Origin of the sequence: Bartonella sp. CL162QHHD, from assembly GCF_042195435.1 — a bacterium.
Classification (GTDB): Bacteria; Pseudomonadota; Alphaproteobacteria; order Rhizobiales; family Rhizobiaceae; genus Bartonella.
Genome location: NZ_JBHIOG010000064.1, coordinates 18,451 through 33,382, shown reverse-complemented (window position 1 = coordinate 33,382; position 14,932 = coordinate 18,451). Strand labels below are relative to the sequence as shown.

Genomic DNA, 14,932 nt, shown 5'->3' with positions numbered 1-14,932 from the left:
CACAAATCTCAATCTATTTGCTTAAAAGTTTTTTGCATGATAATTGCATCACCACGACCATTTTTTGACGCGTAGTAGGCAAGACGTTCAGAAATTTTTTGAAATTCAAAGCGTTGATAAAGGTTCAAAGCAGAAAGATTTGTGGCTTCTACTTCCAAGAATAATTTTATAGCGCCCTTGTCGTGAAGATGGTGAACTGTACGATCGATAAGAAAGGTACCAATTCCTTGTTGACGATAATGAGGATGAACAGCAATTGTGATGATTTCTGCTTCATCAAGGATGAGACGGCATAGGCAAAAGCCTAAAATTTGATCAGAGCGATCAATGAGAAAAACTTTGTATCCGAAGATAGAGTGATCTGTTAAGAAATTATCAAAAGCTTGTTTTTCCCAAGAAGGGGTAAAACAATGTTGATGAATTTGATGAAGAGAAGCACTATCATTAACTTGTAGCGGAGCAATTCCAAAAATCTTTTTTGTCAATGAAAATTTGGGCATTATTTTTTTTGTGGCAAAGCAAAATTGGTTTGTTGTTTTGCATCAGCGCTGCGTAGATAGAGTGGGCGAGGCGAATTTTTTGATTGTTTGTTTGCAGCAAGATAAGCATAGTTTACAATATCGGCCGCTTCGCAGGGGATTTTTTCTAGGACAATTTTTTCGTGTATTTTATGGTTTTTAATATGTTCCATAACGACATCAGCAGCTGGGCCAGTCAGTCGGGTTTTTTTGGGCAAATCTTCGAGGATATTTTCAATTGTTTTTAATCCCGGCTCTCCCAAAGGTGTGAGATCATTATGAAAATTTTGATGGTAGAACATTCCTCTCCCTGCTTCAATGACAACAGTAATTGCCGATACTGTACTTTTACTGTTTATGACTTGTGCTGCTAACGCTTCAAGAGCACTCACTCCAACAGCTGGTATTTCAAGTGCTAATGCCAAAGCGCGTGCTGTTGCAACACCGACACGTACACCAGTAAATGATCCAGGTCCAATATTGACAGCAATACGCTCAACTTGATCAAGCGTCATATCGGCTTGTTTCATTATTTGTGTAATCTGCCCAATAATTTTTTCGGCATGTCCTTTGTTCATGCGTTCATTGATACGCGCAATAACAGATTTATGACGAATAAGCGCAACAGCACAATAAATTGAAGCAGTATCTATAGCAAGGATAAGCATAAAAATATTTTAGTTGAATAAAACGATAAATAAAAGTCCTGCTGTATTTTTAATCTTTTCATTATCGTATATTTCATTTGTAAGAAAGTTACTAGTGCCAATAAGCAACAATATCTTTTTATGAGATAGAACGAGATGTTAATTTAATCCCTATTATTTCACTTTTTGAATGAGTACCTTGAGTATTGTAAGATTCTCTTATTTTAAATTTACTTATGGTGAAACAATTAAATTTATTAGCTTGTATATTACAAGCGGAGTTAGCGTATGAATCAAAACTCCTTTCACGAATCATTTAAATGTAAGGGTTGTCACAACTTTTAAGCTATCAAATAGTACGTTGATGCCACTTGTATCACATAGTAAGTAAAAGTAATTTAAAAGAGGAAAAGTCATGACCTCACATTTTTTCCAAATAAGAATATATTTTATCAGTCTTTGTATAAAAACCTCAGCGTAATGAGAGCAGATGAAAGAAATGGTATTGTTTTGTATGAGTTACGTATTTTGATACTACCCCGTTGCAAATCATTATGGACTGAAAAGCAAAATTGACAGTTTTCACTTAAATATCAGCTCTTTCAATTTTTTGTATAGAATAATGGGCAATATTTTAGAACTTTTTCTGGTTTATGAAAGAACTTATTTTAATAATAATGAGGACTTTGGGTTGATTGCATACTACGTTGAAAAAATAATAATCAATGCACATTTTAAAATGTTATATGATTTAAATCATTCAATTGTATCATAATAAGGCTACAAATACCGAGAATAATTATGGAGCAGGTTGAAGCCAAAATGACGCGCCATCCTGCTTTTTTTAGTGATCGGATATCAACACCTAATCCTAGTGCAGCCATTGAGATAACAGTAAACAACTGGGCAATAAATTTGATGGGATTGATAGCCTTTTCAGGGATAAGACCACTTGAGCGAACAAGCATCATGATAATAAAGCCAATGATAAACCATGGGACGAGGGTATGTAAACGCAAGCGTGTTTCTGCTGATCGGCGATAAATGATTGATAGAGTAAAAATAACAGGGCCTAACATGAGAACCCGTACTAATTTGACAATTGTTGCAATTTGAACACTTAGAAAAGAGATAGGTGCTGTTGCTGCTAAAACCTGTGGTACAGCATACACAACCATGCCAGCAAGCACACCATATTGGCTAAATGACAAATTCAGAGATGGATGTAAAAAGGGTAGAAATAAAATAATAAGAATTCCTAAAAGAGCAGTGAAGGCAATTGACGCGGCTACATCGTCATGTTTTGCTTTTATAACAGGTGCAACGGCGACAATAGCTGAATTGCCACAAATAGCATTCCCACAAGCGACCAGCATTGCCAAATGTGTAGAAAGCCCGAAAAGTCGGCCGATGGCAAAGCTCAGGATAATCGTTACGAATATCACGAATATGATACTAGCAAGCAAATTCCAGCCAGCTGAAAGGACTGCGTTAATGCTAATGCTTGCTCCTAGAAGAACGATAGCAATTTCGAGAAGTGTTTTTGCACAAAAGGTGATACCTTTTTGAAAATATGTTGGCAAAGAAAAACAACTACGGATAATTGATCCTAGAAGAATTGCCAAAACAAGGCTTTCAAGCCACGCTTCCGTGAAAAACTGTTTTTCTACAACTTCTAAGCCATAAGCTAAGGCTGATATGAGTAAACATACTAAAATACCAGGACCAAAGTCGTTTAAAAGTGAGAGATTTTTCTTGATCATTTTAATATTCCCCCGTCATTAAAGAGCTAAAGGTTAAGAAGAAAAAGTTTTAAAGATTTGTTCTTGCTTGTACAGCTGCTGCTAAAGTTCCATCATCAAGATAATCAAGCTCACCTCCTACAGGAACACCATGAGCAAGTCGCGTAATTTTAACTGGAAAATTAGAAAGCTGATCAGTGATATAGTGAGCAGTTGTTTGACCTTCGACAGTCGCATTGACAGCAAGAATAATCTCCGTAATAGGGTTTTGTACAACACGCTGTATTAAGGTGGCAATGTTGAGTTCGTCAGGACCTATTCCATCTAAGGGGGAGAGTCGTCCACCCAACACATGATAACGTGCGGCTAAAGTTTTTGCGCGCTCAAGGGCCCACAGATCAGCAATATCCTCAACAACGATGATTGTTGTATCATCGCGGCGCAAATCTGTACAAATTGAACAAGGATCAATGGTATCGACATTTCCACAAACAGAACAAATACCGACTTTTTCGATAGCTGCTTGTATAGCCGCTCCCAAAGGCTCCAGCAATGTCTCCTTTTTTTTGATAAGATGAAGCGCAGCACGACGCGCTGAACGTGGACCAAGACCTGGTAACCGTGATAAAATCTGAATGAGACGTTCAATCTCAGGTCCTGCAATGTATTTAGACATATTTTTGTCTCACGGGAAAAAACCGTTTCATTAAAATGGAAGCTTGAAACCTGATGGGAGTGGTAGCCCTGCCGTTATACTTTTGGTTTTTTCTTCTATTGCAACTTCGATTTTTGTTCTTGCTTCATTATAAGCTGCCATAATGAGATCTTCAAGAATTTCACCTTCCTCAGGTTTGAGTAATGAAGGATCAATTTGAATTGCTGTTATAATATTTTTGCCATTTAAAGTGATATTGACGAGACCACCCCCTGCAGTGCCCACAGCTTGCAGATTAGCTATTTCCTCCTGAATCTTCTGCATTTTTTCTTGCATTTCTTTGGCTTTTTTCATCATGCTCATCATTTCACGCATAGGAATAGGTATCCTTATTCATCATTGATATCATTTTTATTTTTAAAAATATCAGCATTTTTAAAGGTATTGGAGAGTAAATCAAGATCATTTTCTTCTTTATTGAGTCGAATATCGACAATTTTTGCTTCTGGGAAATGATTGAGGATTTTCGCAATATCAGGATCTGTTTCTGCATTAGAAAAAAGAGTCTTTTGAATCGCTATACTTTCCTCCTGTAAGGTTGGGCCACCTCCTTCATTAACAAAAGTTATTGTCCAGCGTTTTTCTGTCCATTGAGATATCTTTTTTTCTATATCATGAGCAAGAAATTGTGGGGTATTTTCAGAAAGTCTTAAGGTAATATGCCCAGCTTCAAAAGAAACAGGATGAACAAATTCTTTAATAAGGAGTTTGAAAGGAGTGTCATTATGCTGTTCGGCTAATTGAACAATATCGTGCAAAGAATTAATCACGAGAGTTTTAGGTTCAGTAATCTTTTCTGTTGTTTGCGTGACAGAATGCGATAAATTTACAATCTTTTCAGAAAGATCAGTAGATGGAGAAGTTTCTAGAATTTCTGTTACTTCTTGGGCGTTGATTTTGTCATGGTTTTGATTTTTAACTAAATTTTCCGGTTGTAAGGAATGATCTAATTGGTTTTTCAAAGAGCTTTTAAAATCTGATTGATCGGGTAATGTATTTGAAACGCTCGAGGAAGCATGGGCTCCGATCATTGTTTCTTTTGTTATATTATTTGCATTTGTAGATTCTTGATGAGAAGAGTTTTTAACCAGTGTGAGAGGCGTTTTTTCTTGCGTAAGCTTTTTTAAAGCCTCATCAAGAGTTGGTAAGTCAGCCGTGTGAGCAAGACGAATTAAAAGCATTTCAGCGGCTTGAAGAGGACGTGCAGTTTGATTAACTTCCTGTAAACCTTTGAGTAACATTTGCCAGTTTCGGGATAAAATAGGAACGGAAAGTTTTTTTGAAAAGTCTAAACTTCTTAAACGTTGTTCTTCAGTTAGAGAGAAATCTTCCACTATTTCTGGTGTAAAACGTAAACGTGTGACCAGATGATTAAAATCGGCTAGTTCTGTCAATATAGTAAGAGGATCAGCACCTGCTTCATATTGACTGCGTAATTCATGTAACGCATTGACAACATCGCCCTTCATAATAAATTCAAAAAGATCAATGATACGTGCTTGATCCGCTAATCCTAACATTGTACGCACCGCAATAGCATTAACATTGCCATTGCTATGGGCGATTGCTTGATCAAAAATGGATAATGCATCACGTGCTGATCCTTCTGCAGCACGGGCAATCATAGAGAGTGCTTGATCTTCTACTTCTACCTTTTCATATTTCGCAATTTGACGCAAATGTGCACTCAAAGCTTTTGATTCAATACGTCGCAAATCAAAACGTTGGCAACGCGAAAGAATTGTAATAGGAACTTTGCGAATTTCTGTTGTGGCAAAAATAAATTTCACATGGGACGGTGGTTCTTCAAGAGTTTTCAATAAACCATTAAAGGCTTGTGTTGAGAGCATATGTACTTCATCTATAATATAAACCTTATAGCGTGCAGAAACAGGACGATAGCGTATTTGTTCAATAATTTCACGAATATCATCAATGCCCGTATGAGAAGCGGCATCCATTTCTATAACATCAATATGGCGTCCTTCGATAATTTGTGTGCAATGTTCTCCAAGAGAGTCCAATACGGTTGTTGGTTGATCAATATCTTTTGTTTTATAATTAAGCGCACGTGCCAAAATACGTGCTGTTGTGGTTTTACCTACGCCACGAATCCCTGTTAACATCCACGCTTGTGCAATACGACCTTTTTCAAAGGCGTTGGTGAGAGTACGCACCATAGCTTCCTGACCAATGAGGTCAGAGAAGTTTTTTGGTCGATATTTACGAGCAAGAACACGATAGGCTGTTTCTACCGGTAAATTTTCCATGAGTATTTCCAACTTCGAAGTTCTTTATGCGTACATTTTGATAATACAAAAGCATAGATCAATACTGTAGTCTCATATAAAAGGATTTTTTCTTAATCAAATTATTTATGGGACAATTTGTTTAAAAATAACAAAACCCCTTCATTTGCTGCATACAAATGCTGCTCTGAAGATTAAAAATACCTCGCTAAAAGACAGCATAAAAAATAATTTCTTCAGCAAAATAGGAGGTTGGAACGATGACCCGTACCAGAACTCGTTGGGGCTGCTTCTTTCCAGACCTGACCCAGTTGGCGAGTAGTTCGTCCACCACCAACCTCCCAAGCTCATATTGTCGATTTGGAATGAAAAATCAAGATCAGAAACGAAAAATATCCTAAGAACGACGAAGAATTTTCCTTTGCGTTTAATTTATTGACATATAAACAACAAAGAGATTGTGGATTTACCAGTTTTTATAGCAGTAGCTCTTCATATTTATTTGGTATGAAAATATTTTTTCGCTTAAGATAGTCTGAATGTATAATTATTCTCATTCGCTGAAACATGTAAGAGTTTTAGGATAGATACATCTGTTCTAAAACTACGAAATTGAATCATCAAAAATTTACAACAGTCAAAGAAGCAAATAAAGCAGATAGATCATGTAATTGGCTAACATTCGAAAGTCAGGGGGGAAGAGTGCTATTTAAAGAATTATAAAATATTGCTTTAATGGTGTTGCTCCTCTATACAAAACAGAACATCCCAAACAGAACAACTTAATGTTGTACATTCATAGGCTTTTTAAAGAGCTATTGCTCAATACTCTTAACTATATTTCAAACGCCACTCATAATAGTATACATGCTTCCCTTGAGTTATAAATCTATTGTTGCACTACCCTCTTTATGCTTAATACAAAGTATAAATTTTAGCCCTCATGCTATTTAACAACTCCCAATGTTGCGATCCCTTGTACTTGAGAGGCTTTATAAGAAGCATTTTTATTCCTTTTTTTAATCGTTTTTACTCACACACCAATCCCATTTGTAACTTTCGAGGAAACGATTTTAATGGATTCAATATGAGATTTAAGATGGGAGGATCTTACTTTATTCGTGGTTTTAATTCAGTGTAAGAAAATCAAAGTTTTATAATGATAAGCCAGTATCTTAAATATCTTATAAGAGCACCACCTCTTTTAACATAATATAAATATATAAATACTGAGTAGATGTTATCGCTCTTTTTTTGCGTGCTTGTTCTTTTAATTAAAAAACATTGATGTTCATCACAAGGTGGGTCAATATATGAAGTTTCATTATTTGAGAAAAGATTTCATATATTTTTTAAGGGGCTGTACTCATACAAGAGGAGATGCAACATTCAACGCTATAGAAATAAGGGGATACGGATTTTATAAGCATAAAAATGGTTCTTATTCGATATAAGCGACATTTTATAGTTTCAAATAATATATTCTTTAATAAGGAGGGAAAAGCGAGATAATTTTTATAAAAAGCTGAATGAGTATGACTTAAAGTGCAGTGAGGAATGCATCTGTAGAGCAAATTTTACTTTTCCGTTTATCTAAGTGATTTGGGTACGATGTGCTTTATATCACTTAAAATGAAGCAGTTGCGAAGAGAGAAGCATATTCTTATTAAAAAAATAGCTCTGATAGTAGAAAATACAGAACAATTTAAATTTAGTCTTTTAGTTTTCGCAAAAGTTCCTTAATATCTAACCTTATGAGCAACTTAAGGTTTGTCATATTAGGATAAAAACACCTCTTCAGCGATAAGTTTTAATGGCTCATTATGCCCTATTTTGAAAAAAATACCTGAAAAAAGAATAACTCTACTCAAATTTAGATGTTATAGAATATTGTTAATCATAATCTCCTGTGTCACAATTTGTTCCAACAACTTTTTTCTTCGTAATATTTTTAAAAATATAATGTCCTGACGAAGGAAAACTTATATGAAGAGATTTTATATTTTTTAGGATAAAGATCTTCTTTTCTTTATCATGGGTTATTTTCTTTTCATCATCAACAGCAATTCTCAATTTGTTTAAATCAGAAGGGGTAGAGTACGATAAAGTAAAGGATACTTTCTTTGGTTCAAAGATACTACAAGAGTATTCAGCTCCTTGATGGATTGTATCGGATGGTATGATCACAACACTTTCATCCAGCCCAAAATTCCATTTTCTCTCACCAAAGCCAGCAAACGCACCACTAGAGTGGGCGAGAATATTTGCGGCTAATAATCCTTGCATGAAGATTTTTTTCATTATCCTCTCCTTTTTCTAAAGTGAGGTGAATCATAAATCAATTTTTATAAAGATAAAAGCTCAAACTTAACGCTAAAATCAGGGTTGAGTTGCATTTTCTAGTTTTAAACCATGTTCAGACTGATATCAGTCTAAGAAATTTGAATGCTCTATCATGTATAATAATTTGAATTGTTTTGAGAGCTAATTTAGAAGTTCGTTATCTTTATTGGAATATTGTCAGAGGAAATGACTTTTCTCAAGAAGCTCTCTTTGAATATATAAAGGGAAATAGATGGTACAAGCGTTTTTATTTTTGGTTACTGTGTTTTTTACACTGGTTTTTATACGAGTTGAAGTGCTTTTTATCATGATATAATTTGTGAAAAAATATTATGGCAATAATTTATATATTCTTTTATGAGCCGTTTTTTCTTCTTCAGTTTTTATGAAGGGTGTTGAGTAGAAAAAAACCGAGCTCTTTCAAGATACGTTGCATTATGAAATTTTTACGATGCTCTTTGATATCAGCAAAGAATGATAGCAGCCTAATTGCTTTTATATATACGATGTTCGATCGTTTTGTGCTGGATAAGTACCGATAATACGCAGTTCTGCAGAAAAGAAAGATAATTCTTCTAAGGCAAGTTTCATCATCGGGTCTTTAGGATGCCCTTCAATATCAACAAAGAATTGTGTTGCATTGAAATTTCCACCAATTTGATAGCTTTCTAATTTTGTCATATTGATACCATTCGTTGCAAATCCTCCCATAGCTTTATAGAGAGCAGCGGGGACATTGCGCACTCGAAAAAGAAGACTGGTGATGATTTTTTCGCCATTTTGAGGTTTGGGGACATGTCGTTTGGAGCGTGAAAGGATGACAAAACGGGTAATATTATGAGGGTTATCTTCAACATCTCTTTCAAGAATATCAAGTCCATAGAGTTCTGCTGCGATTAAAGGTGCTAAGGCAGCCTGTGAACGTTTAGCATTTTTTTTAATAAATTTTGCAGCTCCAGCGGTGTCAGCAGAAACAACAGGTTTCCAACCGTTGTTTCGTATGATTTTTCGGCATTGTGCAAGGGCATGCGTATGGCTGTGGACGGTTTTAATTTCGTCATGTGTAACGCCGGGTAAAACCATGAGTTGAAAATGGATAGGTAAAAAATATTCATCAATAATATAAAGAGATGACTGCGGTAAAAGATGATGAATGTCTGCAACGCGTCCCGCAAGGGTATTTTCAATAGGGATCATAGCAAGATCAGCTTTCCCGCTTTCCACTAAATTAAGGGCGTCTTCGAAAGTAGCAGAGGGAACAGCATCCATATTGGGGAACATATTGGAGCAAGCAATATGGGAATTAGCGCCGTATTCTCCTTGGAAAGAAATTTTATTGGTTTTTTTAAGTATTTTCATGCTAAAATCTCACAAACTCTATCGAGATCATGTTGTGTGTCTACACCTAAGGGAATTGTATCGACTATTTCCACATCAATACGCATGTTGTTTTCTAATGCACGTAATTGTTCAAGTTTTTCACGTTTCTCAAGTGGTGAGGGTTTGAATGATACAAATTTCTCAAGTGCTTCGCGCCTATAGGCGTATATTCCAATATGGTGATAAAGAGGACCGTCTCCATAGGGTGCTGTGGCGCGCGTAAAATAAAGAGCACGAAGGCGATTTTGAGAAAGCGGTGTACCAATGATTTTGACAACATTGGGATCTCTTGTTTCATTTTCTTCAATGATTTTGGCACCCAAGGTTGCAATATCAGTAAAGCTATTTTCTAAAGGGCGTAGCGCACGAATGATTTCACGAGGCATTATTGTTGGTAAGTCACCTTGTACATTTAAAATGGCATTATAACGTTGTTCCGGATCAATGCGCATTAAAGCTTCATAAATACGATCAGATCCAGACTTATGATCACCTCGTGTTATGATATATTCATGTCCATAATCTGCAACAGCTTTAGCGATATCATTATGATCTGTTGCAACGATTGTACGTCCTATTCCAGCTTTTTTGGCTTGTTCTGCGACATGAACAATCATCGGTTTTCCGCCAATTTCAGCGAGAGCTTTTTGAGGAAGACGGGTTGAGCCTATACGGGCAGGAATAAGAATAATTGGTTTAAGAGCCATTGTAAGATTCCAAATGTCATCTGTGATGCATTTATGATGTTGTGTGTTATAAAGAAAAAGCTTAGACTAAAAATGGTAATGAAACCGTGAACATTTGAGTTTTTATGAATCGCCGGAGATTTATTTATTTTATTTGTGCTTGTTTATGTGTGCTGGTCGCTGTTGTGGGGATTTCCACACTCAGCAATATAATTTACGATCATCCTACATCAGTCCAATATCATCATACAGTTGCCAAGAATGATATATTTCAAGAAAAACAAAAAGCACCTGATGTTTCCCTATCACTAAATAGCCGCCTTCAACAAGGCAATTTTGAAAATGGCCGTAAAGTTTTTCGCCAATGTGCCATATGCCACACATCTGGACGCAATGAAGCAGGGCGTGTTGGTCCAGTCCTCTGGGAGATTGTTAACCGCCCTTTGGCATCAGCAGCAGGTTTTGCTTATTCACGGGCATTACGTGCTCATTCTGATCAAAAATGGGATTTTGTAACGTTAGATCGTTATTTACATTCTCCACGTGAAGCTTTTCCTGGGACCATTATGTCTTTTCGTGGAATTAAAAATGATCAAGATCGTGCCGATCTTTTGCTTTATTTACGCAGTTTATCCGATCATCCTGTTCCTTTACCAATGGATAATAATAAAGCGAACGAGCCAAATTAACTTATACCATAGATGTTAATTTTAGAAAGAAGTCTGACTTTTTGTAATTTTAGTTTCACGGTTTTATAAAAAGAGCTCTTATTGATGTTTTGTTAGGGGGAACGCCCCTCACGCAAAACAGAACACATTTAACATTGCATATTTACTCGCTTATTTTAAAGAGATCTTTTATAAAAATGCACTCTTTACACTGTCGTCTGTGGATTGGTTTTCAAGATTTGTTTGCTTCACTTTTTCTACATATACTTGTCTGTGAAATTATTGCTGAAGGATTATCAATTCATGAGCCGCAGTTTTCTGCTTCTGAATGCAATAATTATGTAATTAAAGCTCTCCATGAGGTTTATCTCAATCCTTCTATACACATCAATCCCTATGTACTTTTACATCAATTTCCATGTATCAGAGACAATTGATTGTTCTTATACGTGCAATGATCCTAAGCTGCATTTTATGATGCTTGATGAATAGACGTTTTCTCTTGAGGTTAGAGGTGTAGGTACAGATCATTGACCTTCTATAGTATCAATCACTAAAATATGACTTAGATTATTTATTTATAGGTTATGGTTTGAAGTAAGCACTTTCATGTGAAACAATTTTCATGTGTGAATAGTAAAATAGTTGAATAGAGTTCTGCTGATTGTATTTTTATCTACGTTGAAAATTTTTTACACAAGAATACTGATGGCAGCTAAGTTTGCACGAGTCTCTGTCCATTTATAGACGATGACATGAAATTATACTGATAATCCATTATAGAGAATTATTTTTTCACAAAAGGTTTTCCATATTTGTGATAAATTTAATAGGTTTCATTGGTTACAATGTTTCGATGACTTGCGATAAAATATTAGTATTTTAATACATATTGCGAGAGTGCTAAAAGTTAGTGGAAGAGAGGACATAATCATAATTCTCCAAGCTTCTTAATAACTATGGCATTTTCTTTATAATTTGAGTGTTTATAAGTAATAATATTAAATTGCGCTAATAATCCATTATAGAGAAGAATCTTTCCTACTAATGGCTCTCCGATGTTTGTGATCATTTTAATAACTTCCATTGCTTGTAGGGTCCCAATAACGCCAGGTAAAACACCGATTATTCCAGTTTCAGCGCATGTTGGGATAGTCCCGTGAGCTGGAGGGGTGGGAAATAAATCGCGATAGTGAGGATTATTGTCTTTATACGGCATAAGGACGGTTAATGAGCCATTAAAACGTTCTACAGCACCACTTATTAAGGGTTTTTTGCATTGGGCAGCGTGATCAGCAAGAAGATAGCGTGTCGTAAAATTATCACTTCCATCAACAATGATGTGGTAAGCATTGAGCAGTTTATCCACATTACTTTTATCTAAGCGTAGGGTGTGTTTTTCAACTACAACATGGGGATTTATTGCTTTTATAGTGGTTTCAGCACTGTCTGTTTTGCTTTTGTTTATTGCATTTGTTTTATGAATAACTTGGCGTTGTAAATTGGAAAGTGAAACGATGTCGTTATCGACAATTCCAAGGGTTCCTACACCTACGGCAGCCAAATAGGTTAAGACAGGAGCACCAAGACCACCAGCACCCACAACAAGAACACGTGCTTTTTTTATCTTTTGTTGTCCTACACCACCAATCTCAGGCAAAATGATGTGGCGTGCATAGCGTTCGATTTCTTTGTTGTTTAATTTTGTATCTGTTTCTTTTGTCATAAATTTTCTCTTGTCATAGTTCTTTTATTGTTTACTAAGTTTATGATGCTTAGACCAGTCTGCTTTTAGGATAGGGAGGATTTATTTATGAAAATTGCCATTCAGATGGATCATATTTCAACAGTTCGGATTCAAGGAGATACGACATTTGCACTCGCTTTAGCAGCACAAGAACGTGGACACTCTCTCTTCCATTATACACCAGATCGTTTATCTCTGTATGATGGTTGTGTGATTGCACGACTAGAGCCATTGATTGTACATGATAAAGAGGGAAGCCACTATCAATTAGAAAAGCCTGTTCGCACGGAATTAACAGATATGGATGTGGTTCTTTTACGCCAAGATCCACCTTTTGATCTCAATTATATCACAACGACTCATTTGTTAGAACGTATTCATCCTAAAACACTCGTTGTGAATGATCCGGCATGGGTACGCAACAGTCCAGAAAAAATTTTTGTGACTGAATTTTCTGATCTGATGCCAGAAACATTAATTACCAAAGATATTGAAGAAATAACAGCTTTTAGAGAGACATTTGGCGATATTATTGTTAAACCACTTTATGGAAATGGGGGCGCTGGTATTTTTTATTTAAAACAAGATGATCGCAATTTAGCATCATTGTTGGAAATGTTTTCAGAAATTTATCACGAACCTTTTATTGTTCAGCGCTATTTAGAGGCAGTACGAAAAGGAGATAAAAGGATTATTTTGCTTGATGGTACACCTGTTGGAGCTATTAATCGAATTCCGACAGAAACAGATGTGCGCTCTAATATGCATGTTGGAGGCCGCGCGGAAAATGTTGAGTTAACAAAACGTGATTATGAGATTTGTGAACGCATTGGTCCAGCTTTAAAGGAACGAGGTCTTCTTTTTGTGGGGATTGATGTGATTGGAGATTATATAACAGAAATTAATGTGACGTCTCCTACGGGAATTCGTGAAATTAAACGCTTCTGCGGTACAGATGTTGCTCATTTGTTTTGGGATGTTATTGAGTTCAAGCGTTCAAATGAATTTATTTGACAGAGGACAAAAACATGGTTTTAAAAAATGATCCATGTTGTTTTTTATATTTGTTATGTTGCAAATGTGAACTAGAATGACCGTATGATATAAATTAAGAGGCTTTATCCTCAATTTTTAGGGAGCTTATAGATGAACAGAGTATTATCAATTGGAGTGGGATTGTTTTTTGCGCTACTGCTGTCAGCAAATGGAGGCAATGCGCGCGATCAAATACAGATTACTGGTTCATCTACAGTTTTACCTTATCAAAAGATTGTTGCTGAAACATTTGGAGAAATTTATCCTCATTTTAAGGTTCCTGTTATCGAATCGGGTGGAACAGGAGCTGGTATTAAGGAATTCTGCCGTGGTATTGGGGAGAACACTGTTGATATTGTTAATGCTTCGCGAGCAATGAAACCGAGTGAATTACAGTCTTGTTTTGATGCTGGTGTAAAAGATGTTGAGGAAATACGTATTGGGTATGATGGCATTGTTTTTGCAACTGATATTAAGGGACCTGATTGGAAATTACAGCCAGTAGATGTTTATAAAGCCCTTGCTGCTCGAATTATTATAGACGGAAAGTTGCAACCGAATAATGTTTTGAAATGGAGTGCAGTCAATAGTGCTCTTCCTGATTGGACGATAGCAGCGTATATTCCTGGGGAGAAGCATGGGACACGTGAAGTTTTTGAGGAAAAATTACTTACTAAGGGGTGTAAAGAGAGTGGGGCAGTTGAAGTGATGAAGTCTTTAGGAATGGATGATAAGGAGATACACACTGCTTGTATTGCGGTACGTAAGGATGGAAAAGCGGTTGATATTGATGGTGATTATTCTGAAACATTTGCGCGTCTAACTTCTAATAAAACAGGGGTTGGTATTTTTGGTTTGTCTTTTTATCAAAATAATGCTGATAAACTAAAAGTTGCCGATATTAACGGTTTTGCGCCAACAGTTGAGACGATTTCTAGTGGACAATATCCGGTTTCTCGTCCGCTTTTTTTCTATATTAAGAAAGCACATTTAGGTATTATTTCAGGTTTGCGAGAGTATGTTGACTTTTTTCTTTCTGATCAAATGATTGGTCCAGAGGGTCCTTTGGCTGAATATGGTTTGATTGTTTCTCCTGAAAAGGAGCGTCAAGCACAGCGTTCTGATTTTTCTGCTGGTCGAGTAATGACATTGAAATAACTTGCAGGGAAAATTTGTTGGATTTCTGGGATAGGGAATTTGGA

Annotated in this window: 13 protein-coding genes and 1 other RNA gene; 3 read left to right on the top strand and 11 right to left on the bottom strand. The window is 36.1% G+C overall.

Annotated elements, in window-relative coordinates; translation table 11 throughout:
- Positions 1–8 precede the first annotated feature (8 nt).
- The 10 genes from rimI to ACFILD_RS07035 form a co-directional block, all read right to left on the bottom strand.
- The gene (rimI, locus tag ACFILD_RS07080; protein ID WP_273790580.1) at positions 9–500 is read right to left on the bottom strand and encodes a ribosomal protein S18-alanine N-acetyltransferase; all 492 of its coding nucleotides are present in this window, start codon (positions 498–500) and stop codon (positions 9–11) included.
- Complete coding sequence (gene tsaB / locus ACFILD_RS07075; protein WP_375663549.1) at positions 500–1,186, bottom strand: tRNA (adenosine(37)-N6)-threonylcarbamoyltransferase complex dimerization subunit type 1 TsaB; 687 nt, start codon at positions 1,184–1,186, stop codon at positions 500–502. The genes rimI and tsaB overlap by 1 nt, the downstream gene beginning before the upstream one ends.
- Positions 1,187–1,899: 713 nt before the next feature.
- A complete protein-coding gene (locus tag ACFILD_RS07070) occupies positions 1,900–2,928 on the bottom strand; it encodes a YeiH family protein (protein ID WP_273790578.1) in 1,029 nt (342 codons plus the stop codon).
- A 49-nt stretch (positions 2,929–2,977) separates the two neighbouring features.
- The gene (recR, locus tag ACFILD_RS07065; RefSeq protein WP_273790577.1) at positions 2,978–3,583 is read right to left on the bottom strand and encodes a recombination mediator RecR; all 606 of its coding nucleotides are present in this window, start codon (positions 3,581–3,583) and stop codon (positions 2,978–2,980) included.
- 30 nt (positions 3,584–3,613) lie between these two features.
- Positions 3,614–3,937, bottom strand: a complete 324-nt coding sequence (locus ACFILD_RS07060; protein WP_375631067.1) for a YbaB/EbfC family nucleoid-associated protein — start codon at positions 3,935–3,937, stop codon at positions 3,614–3,616.
- 14 nt (positions 3,938–3,951) lie between these two features.
- Positions 3,952–5,892: a DNA polymerase III subunit gamma/tau gene (locus ACFILD_RS07055; RefSeq protein WP_375659974.1), complete on the bottom strand. Its 1,941-nt coding sequence runs from the start codon at positions 5,890–5,892 to the stop codon at positions 3,952–3,954.
- Positions 5,893–6,115: 223 nt separating this feature from the next.
- Positions 6,116–6,213: signal recognition particle sRNA small type (gene ffs, locus ACFILD_RS07050), an RNA gene on the bottom strand.
- Positions 6,214–7,764: 1,551 nt separating this feature from the next.
- The gene (locus ACFILD_RS07045) at positions 7,765–8,172 is read right to left on the bottom strand and encodes a hypothetical protein (RefSeq protein ID WP_375664934.1); all 408 of its coding nucleotides are present in this window, start codon (positions 8,170–8,172) and stop codon (positions 7,765–7,767) included.
- Positions 8,173–8,709: 537 nt separating this feature from the next.
- Positions 8,710–9,573 (bottom strand): prephenate dehydratase, encoded by an 864-nt coding sequence (locus tag ACFILD_RS07040; RefSeq protein WP_375664933.1) that lies wholly within the window; start codon positions 9,571–9,573, stop codon positions 8,710–8,712.
- On the bottom strand, positions 9,570–10,301 hold the full coding sequence (locus ACFILD_RS07035; RefSeq protein ID WP_375657910.1) for a 3-deoxy-manno-octulosonate cytidylyltransferase: 732 nt from the start codon (positions 10,299–10,301) through the stop codon (positions 9,570–9,572). The genes ACFILD_RS07040 and ACFILD_RS07035 overlap by 4 nt, the downstream gene beginning before the upstream one ends.
- Positions 10,302–10,405: 104 nt before the next feature.
- On the opposite strand from ACFILD_RS07035, the gene ACFILD_RS07030 reads away from it, so the two are divergent.
- Entirely contained in the window at positions 10,406–10,969 is a 564-nt protein-coding gene (locus ACFILD_RS07030; protein ID WP_375632302.1) for a c-type cytochrome, read from the top strand.
- Between the two features lie 910 nt (positions 10,970–11,879).
- Here the strand turns inward: ACFILD_RS07030 and ACFILD_RS07025 are convergent.
- On the bottom strand, positions 11,880–12,674 hold the full coding sequence (locus tag ACFILD_RS07025; RefSeq protein WP_375664932.1) for a molybdopterin-synthase adenylyltransferase MoeB: 795 nt from the start codon (positions 12,672–12,674) through the stop codon (positions 11,880–11,882).
- Positions 12,675–12,761: 87 nt separating this feature from the next.
- Here ACFILD_RS07025 and gshB point away from each other — a divergent pair, with 87 nt between their 5' ends.
- Both gshB and ACFILD_RS07015 read left to right on the top strand, forming a co-directional pair.
- The gene (gene gshB / locus ACFILD_RS07020; RefSeq protein ID WP_375631061.1) at positions 12,762–13,709 is read left to right on the top strand and encodes a glutathione synthase; all 948 of its coding nucleotides are present in this window, start codon (positions 12,762–12,764) and stop codon (positions 13,707–13,709) included.
- Between the two features lie 132 nt (positions 13,710–13,841).
- Entirely contained in the window at positions 13,842–14,888 is a 1,047-nt protein-coding gene (locus ACFILD_RS07015; protein ID WP_375631060.1) for a substrate-binding domain-containing protein, read from the top strand.
- The last annotated feature ends 44 nt before the right edge of the window (positions 14,889–14,932 follow it).

Excerpts from the sequence above, each read along its gene's own strand:
- rimI (WP_273790580.1), bottom strand. The coding sequence starts at position 500 with ATGCCCAAATTTTCATTGACAAAAAAGATTTTTGGAATTGCTCCGCTA.
- tsaB (WP_375663549.1), bottom strand. The coding sequence starts at position 1,186 with ATGCTTATCCTTGCTATAGATACTGCTTCAATTTATTGTGCTGTTGCG.
- ACFILD_RS07070 (WP_273790578.1), bottom strand. The coding sequence starts at position 2,928 with ATGATCAAGAAAAATCTCTCACTTTTAAACGACTTTGGTCCTGGTATT.
- recR (WP_273790577.1), bottom strand. The coding sequence starts at position 3,583 with ATGTCTAAATACATTGCAGGACCTGAGATTGAACGTCTCATTCAGATT.
- ACFILD_RS07060 (WP_375631067.1), bottom strand. The coding sequence starts at position 3,937 with ATGCGTGAAATGATGAGCATGATGAAAAAAGCCAAAGAAATGCAAGAA.
- ACFILD_RS07055 (WP_375659974.1), bottom strand. The coding sequence starts at position 5,892 with ATGGAAAATTTACCGGTAGAAACAGCCTATCGTGTTCTTGCTCGTAAA.
- ACFILD_RS07045 (WP_375664934.1), bottom strand. The coding sequence starts at position 8,172 with ATGAAAAAAATCTTCATGCAAGGATTATTAGCCGCAAATATTCTCGCC.
- ACFILD_RS07040 (WP_375664933.1), bottom strand. The coding sequence starts at position 9,573 with ATGAAAATACTTAAAAAAACCAATAAAATTTCTTTCCAAGGAGAATAC.
- ACFILD_RS07035 (WP_375657910.1), bottom strand. The coding sequence starts at position 10,301 with ATGGCTCTTAAACCAATTATTCTTATTCCTGCCCGTATAGGCTCAACC.
- ACFILD_RS07030 (WP_375632302.1), top strand. The coding sequence starts at position 10,406 with ATGAATCGCCGGAGATTTATTTATTTTATTTGTGCTTGTTTATGTGTG.
- ACFILD_RS07025 (WP_375664932.1), bottom strand. The coding sequence starts at position 12,674 with ATGACAAAAGAAACAGATACAAAATTAAACAACAAAGAAATCGAACGC.
- gshB (WP_375631061.1), top strand. The coding sequence starts at position 12,762 with ATGAAAATTGCCATTCAGATGGATCATATTTCAACAGTTCGGATTCAA.
- ACFILD_RS07015 (WP_375631060.1), top strand. The coding sequence starts at position 13,842 with ATGAACAGAGTATTATCAATTGGAGTGGGATTGTTTTTTGCGCTACTG.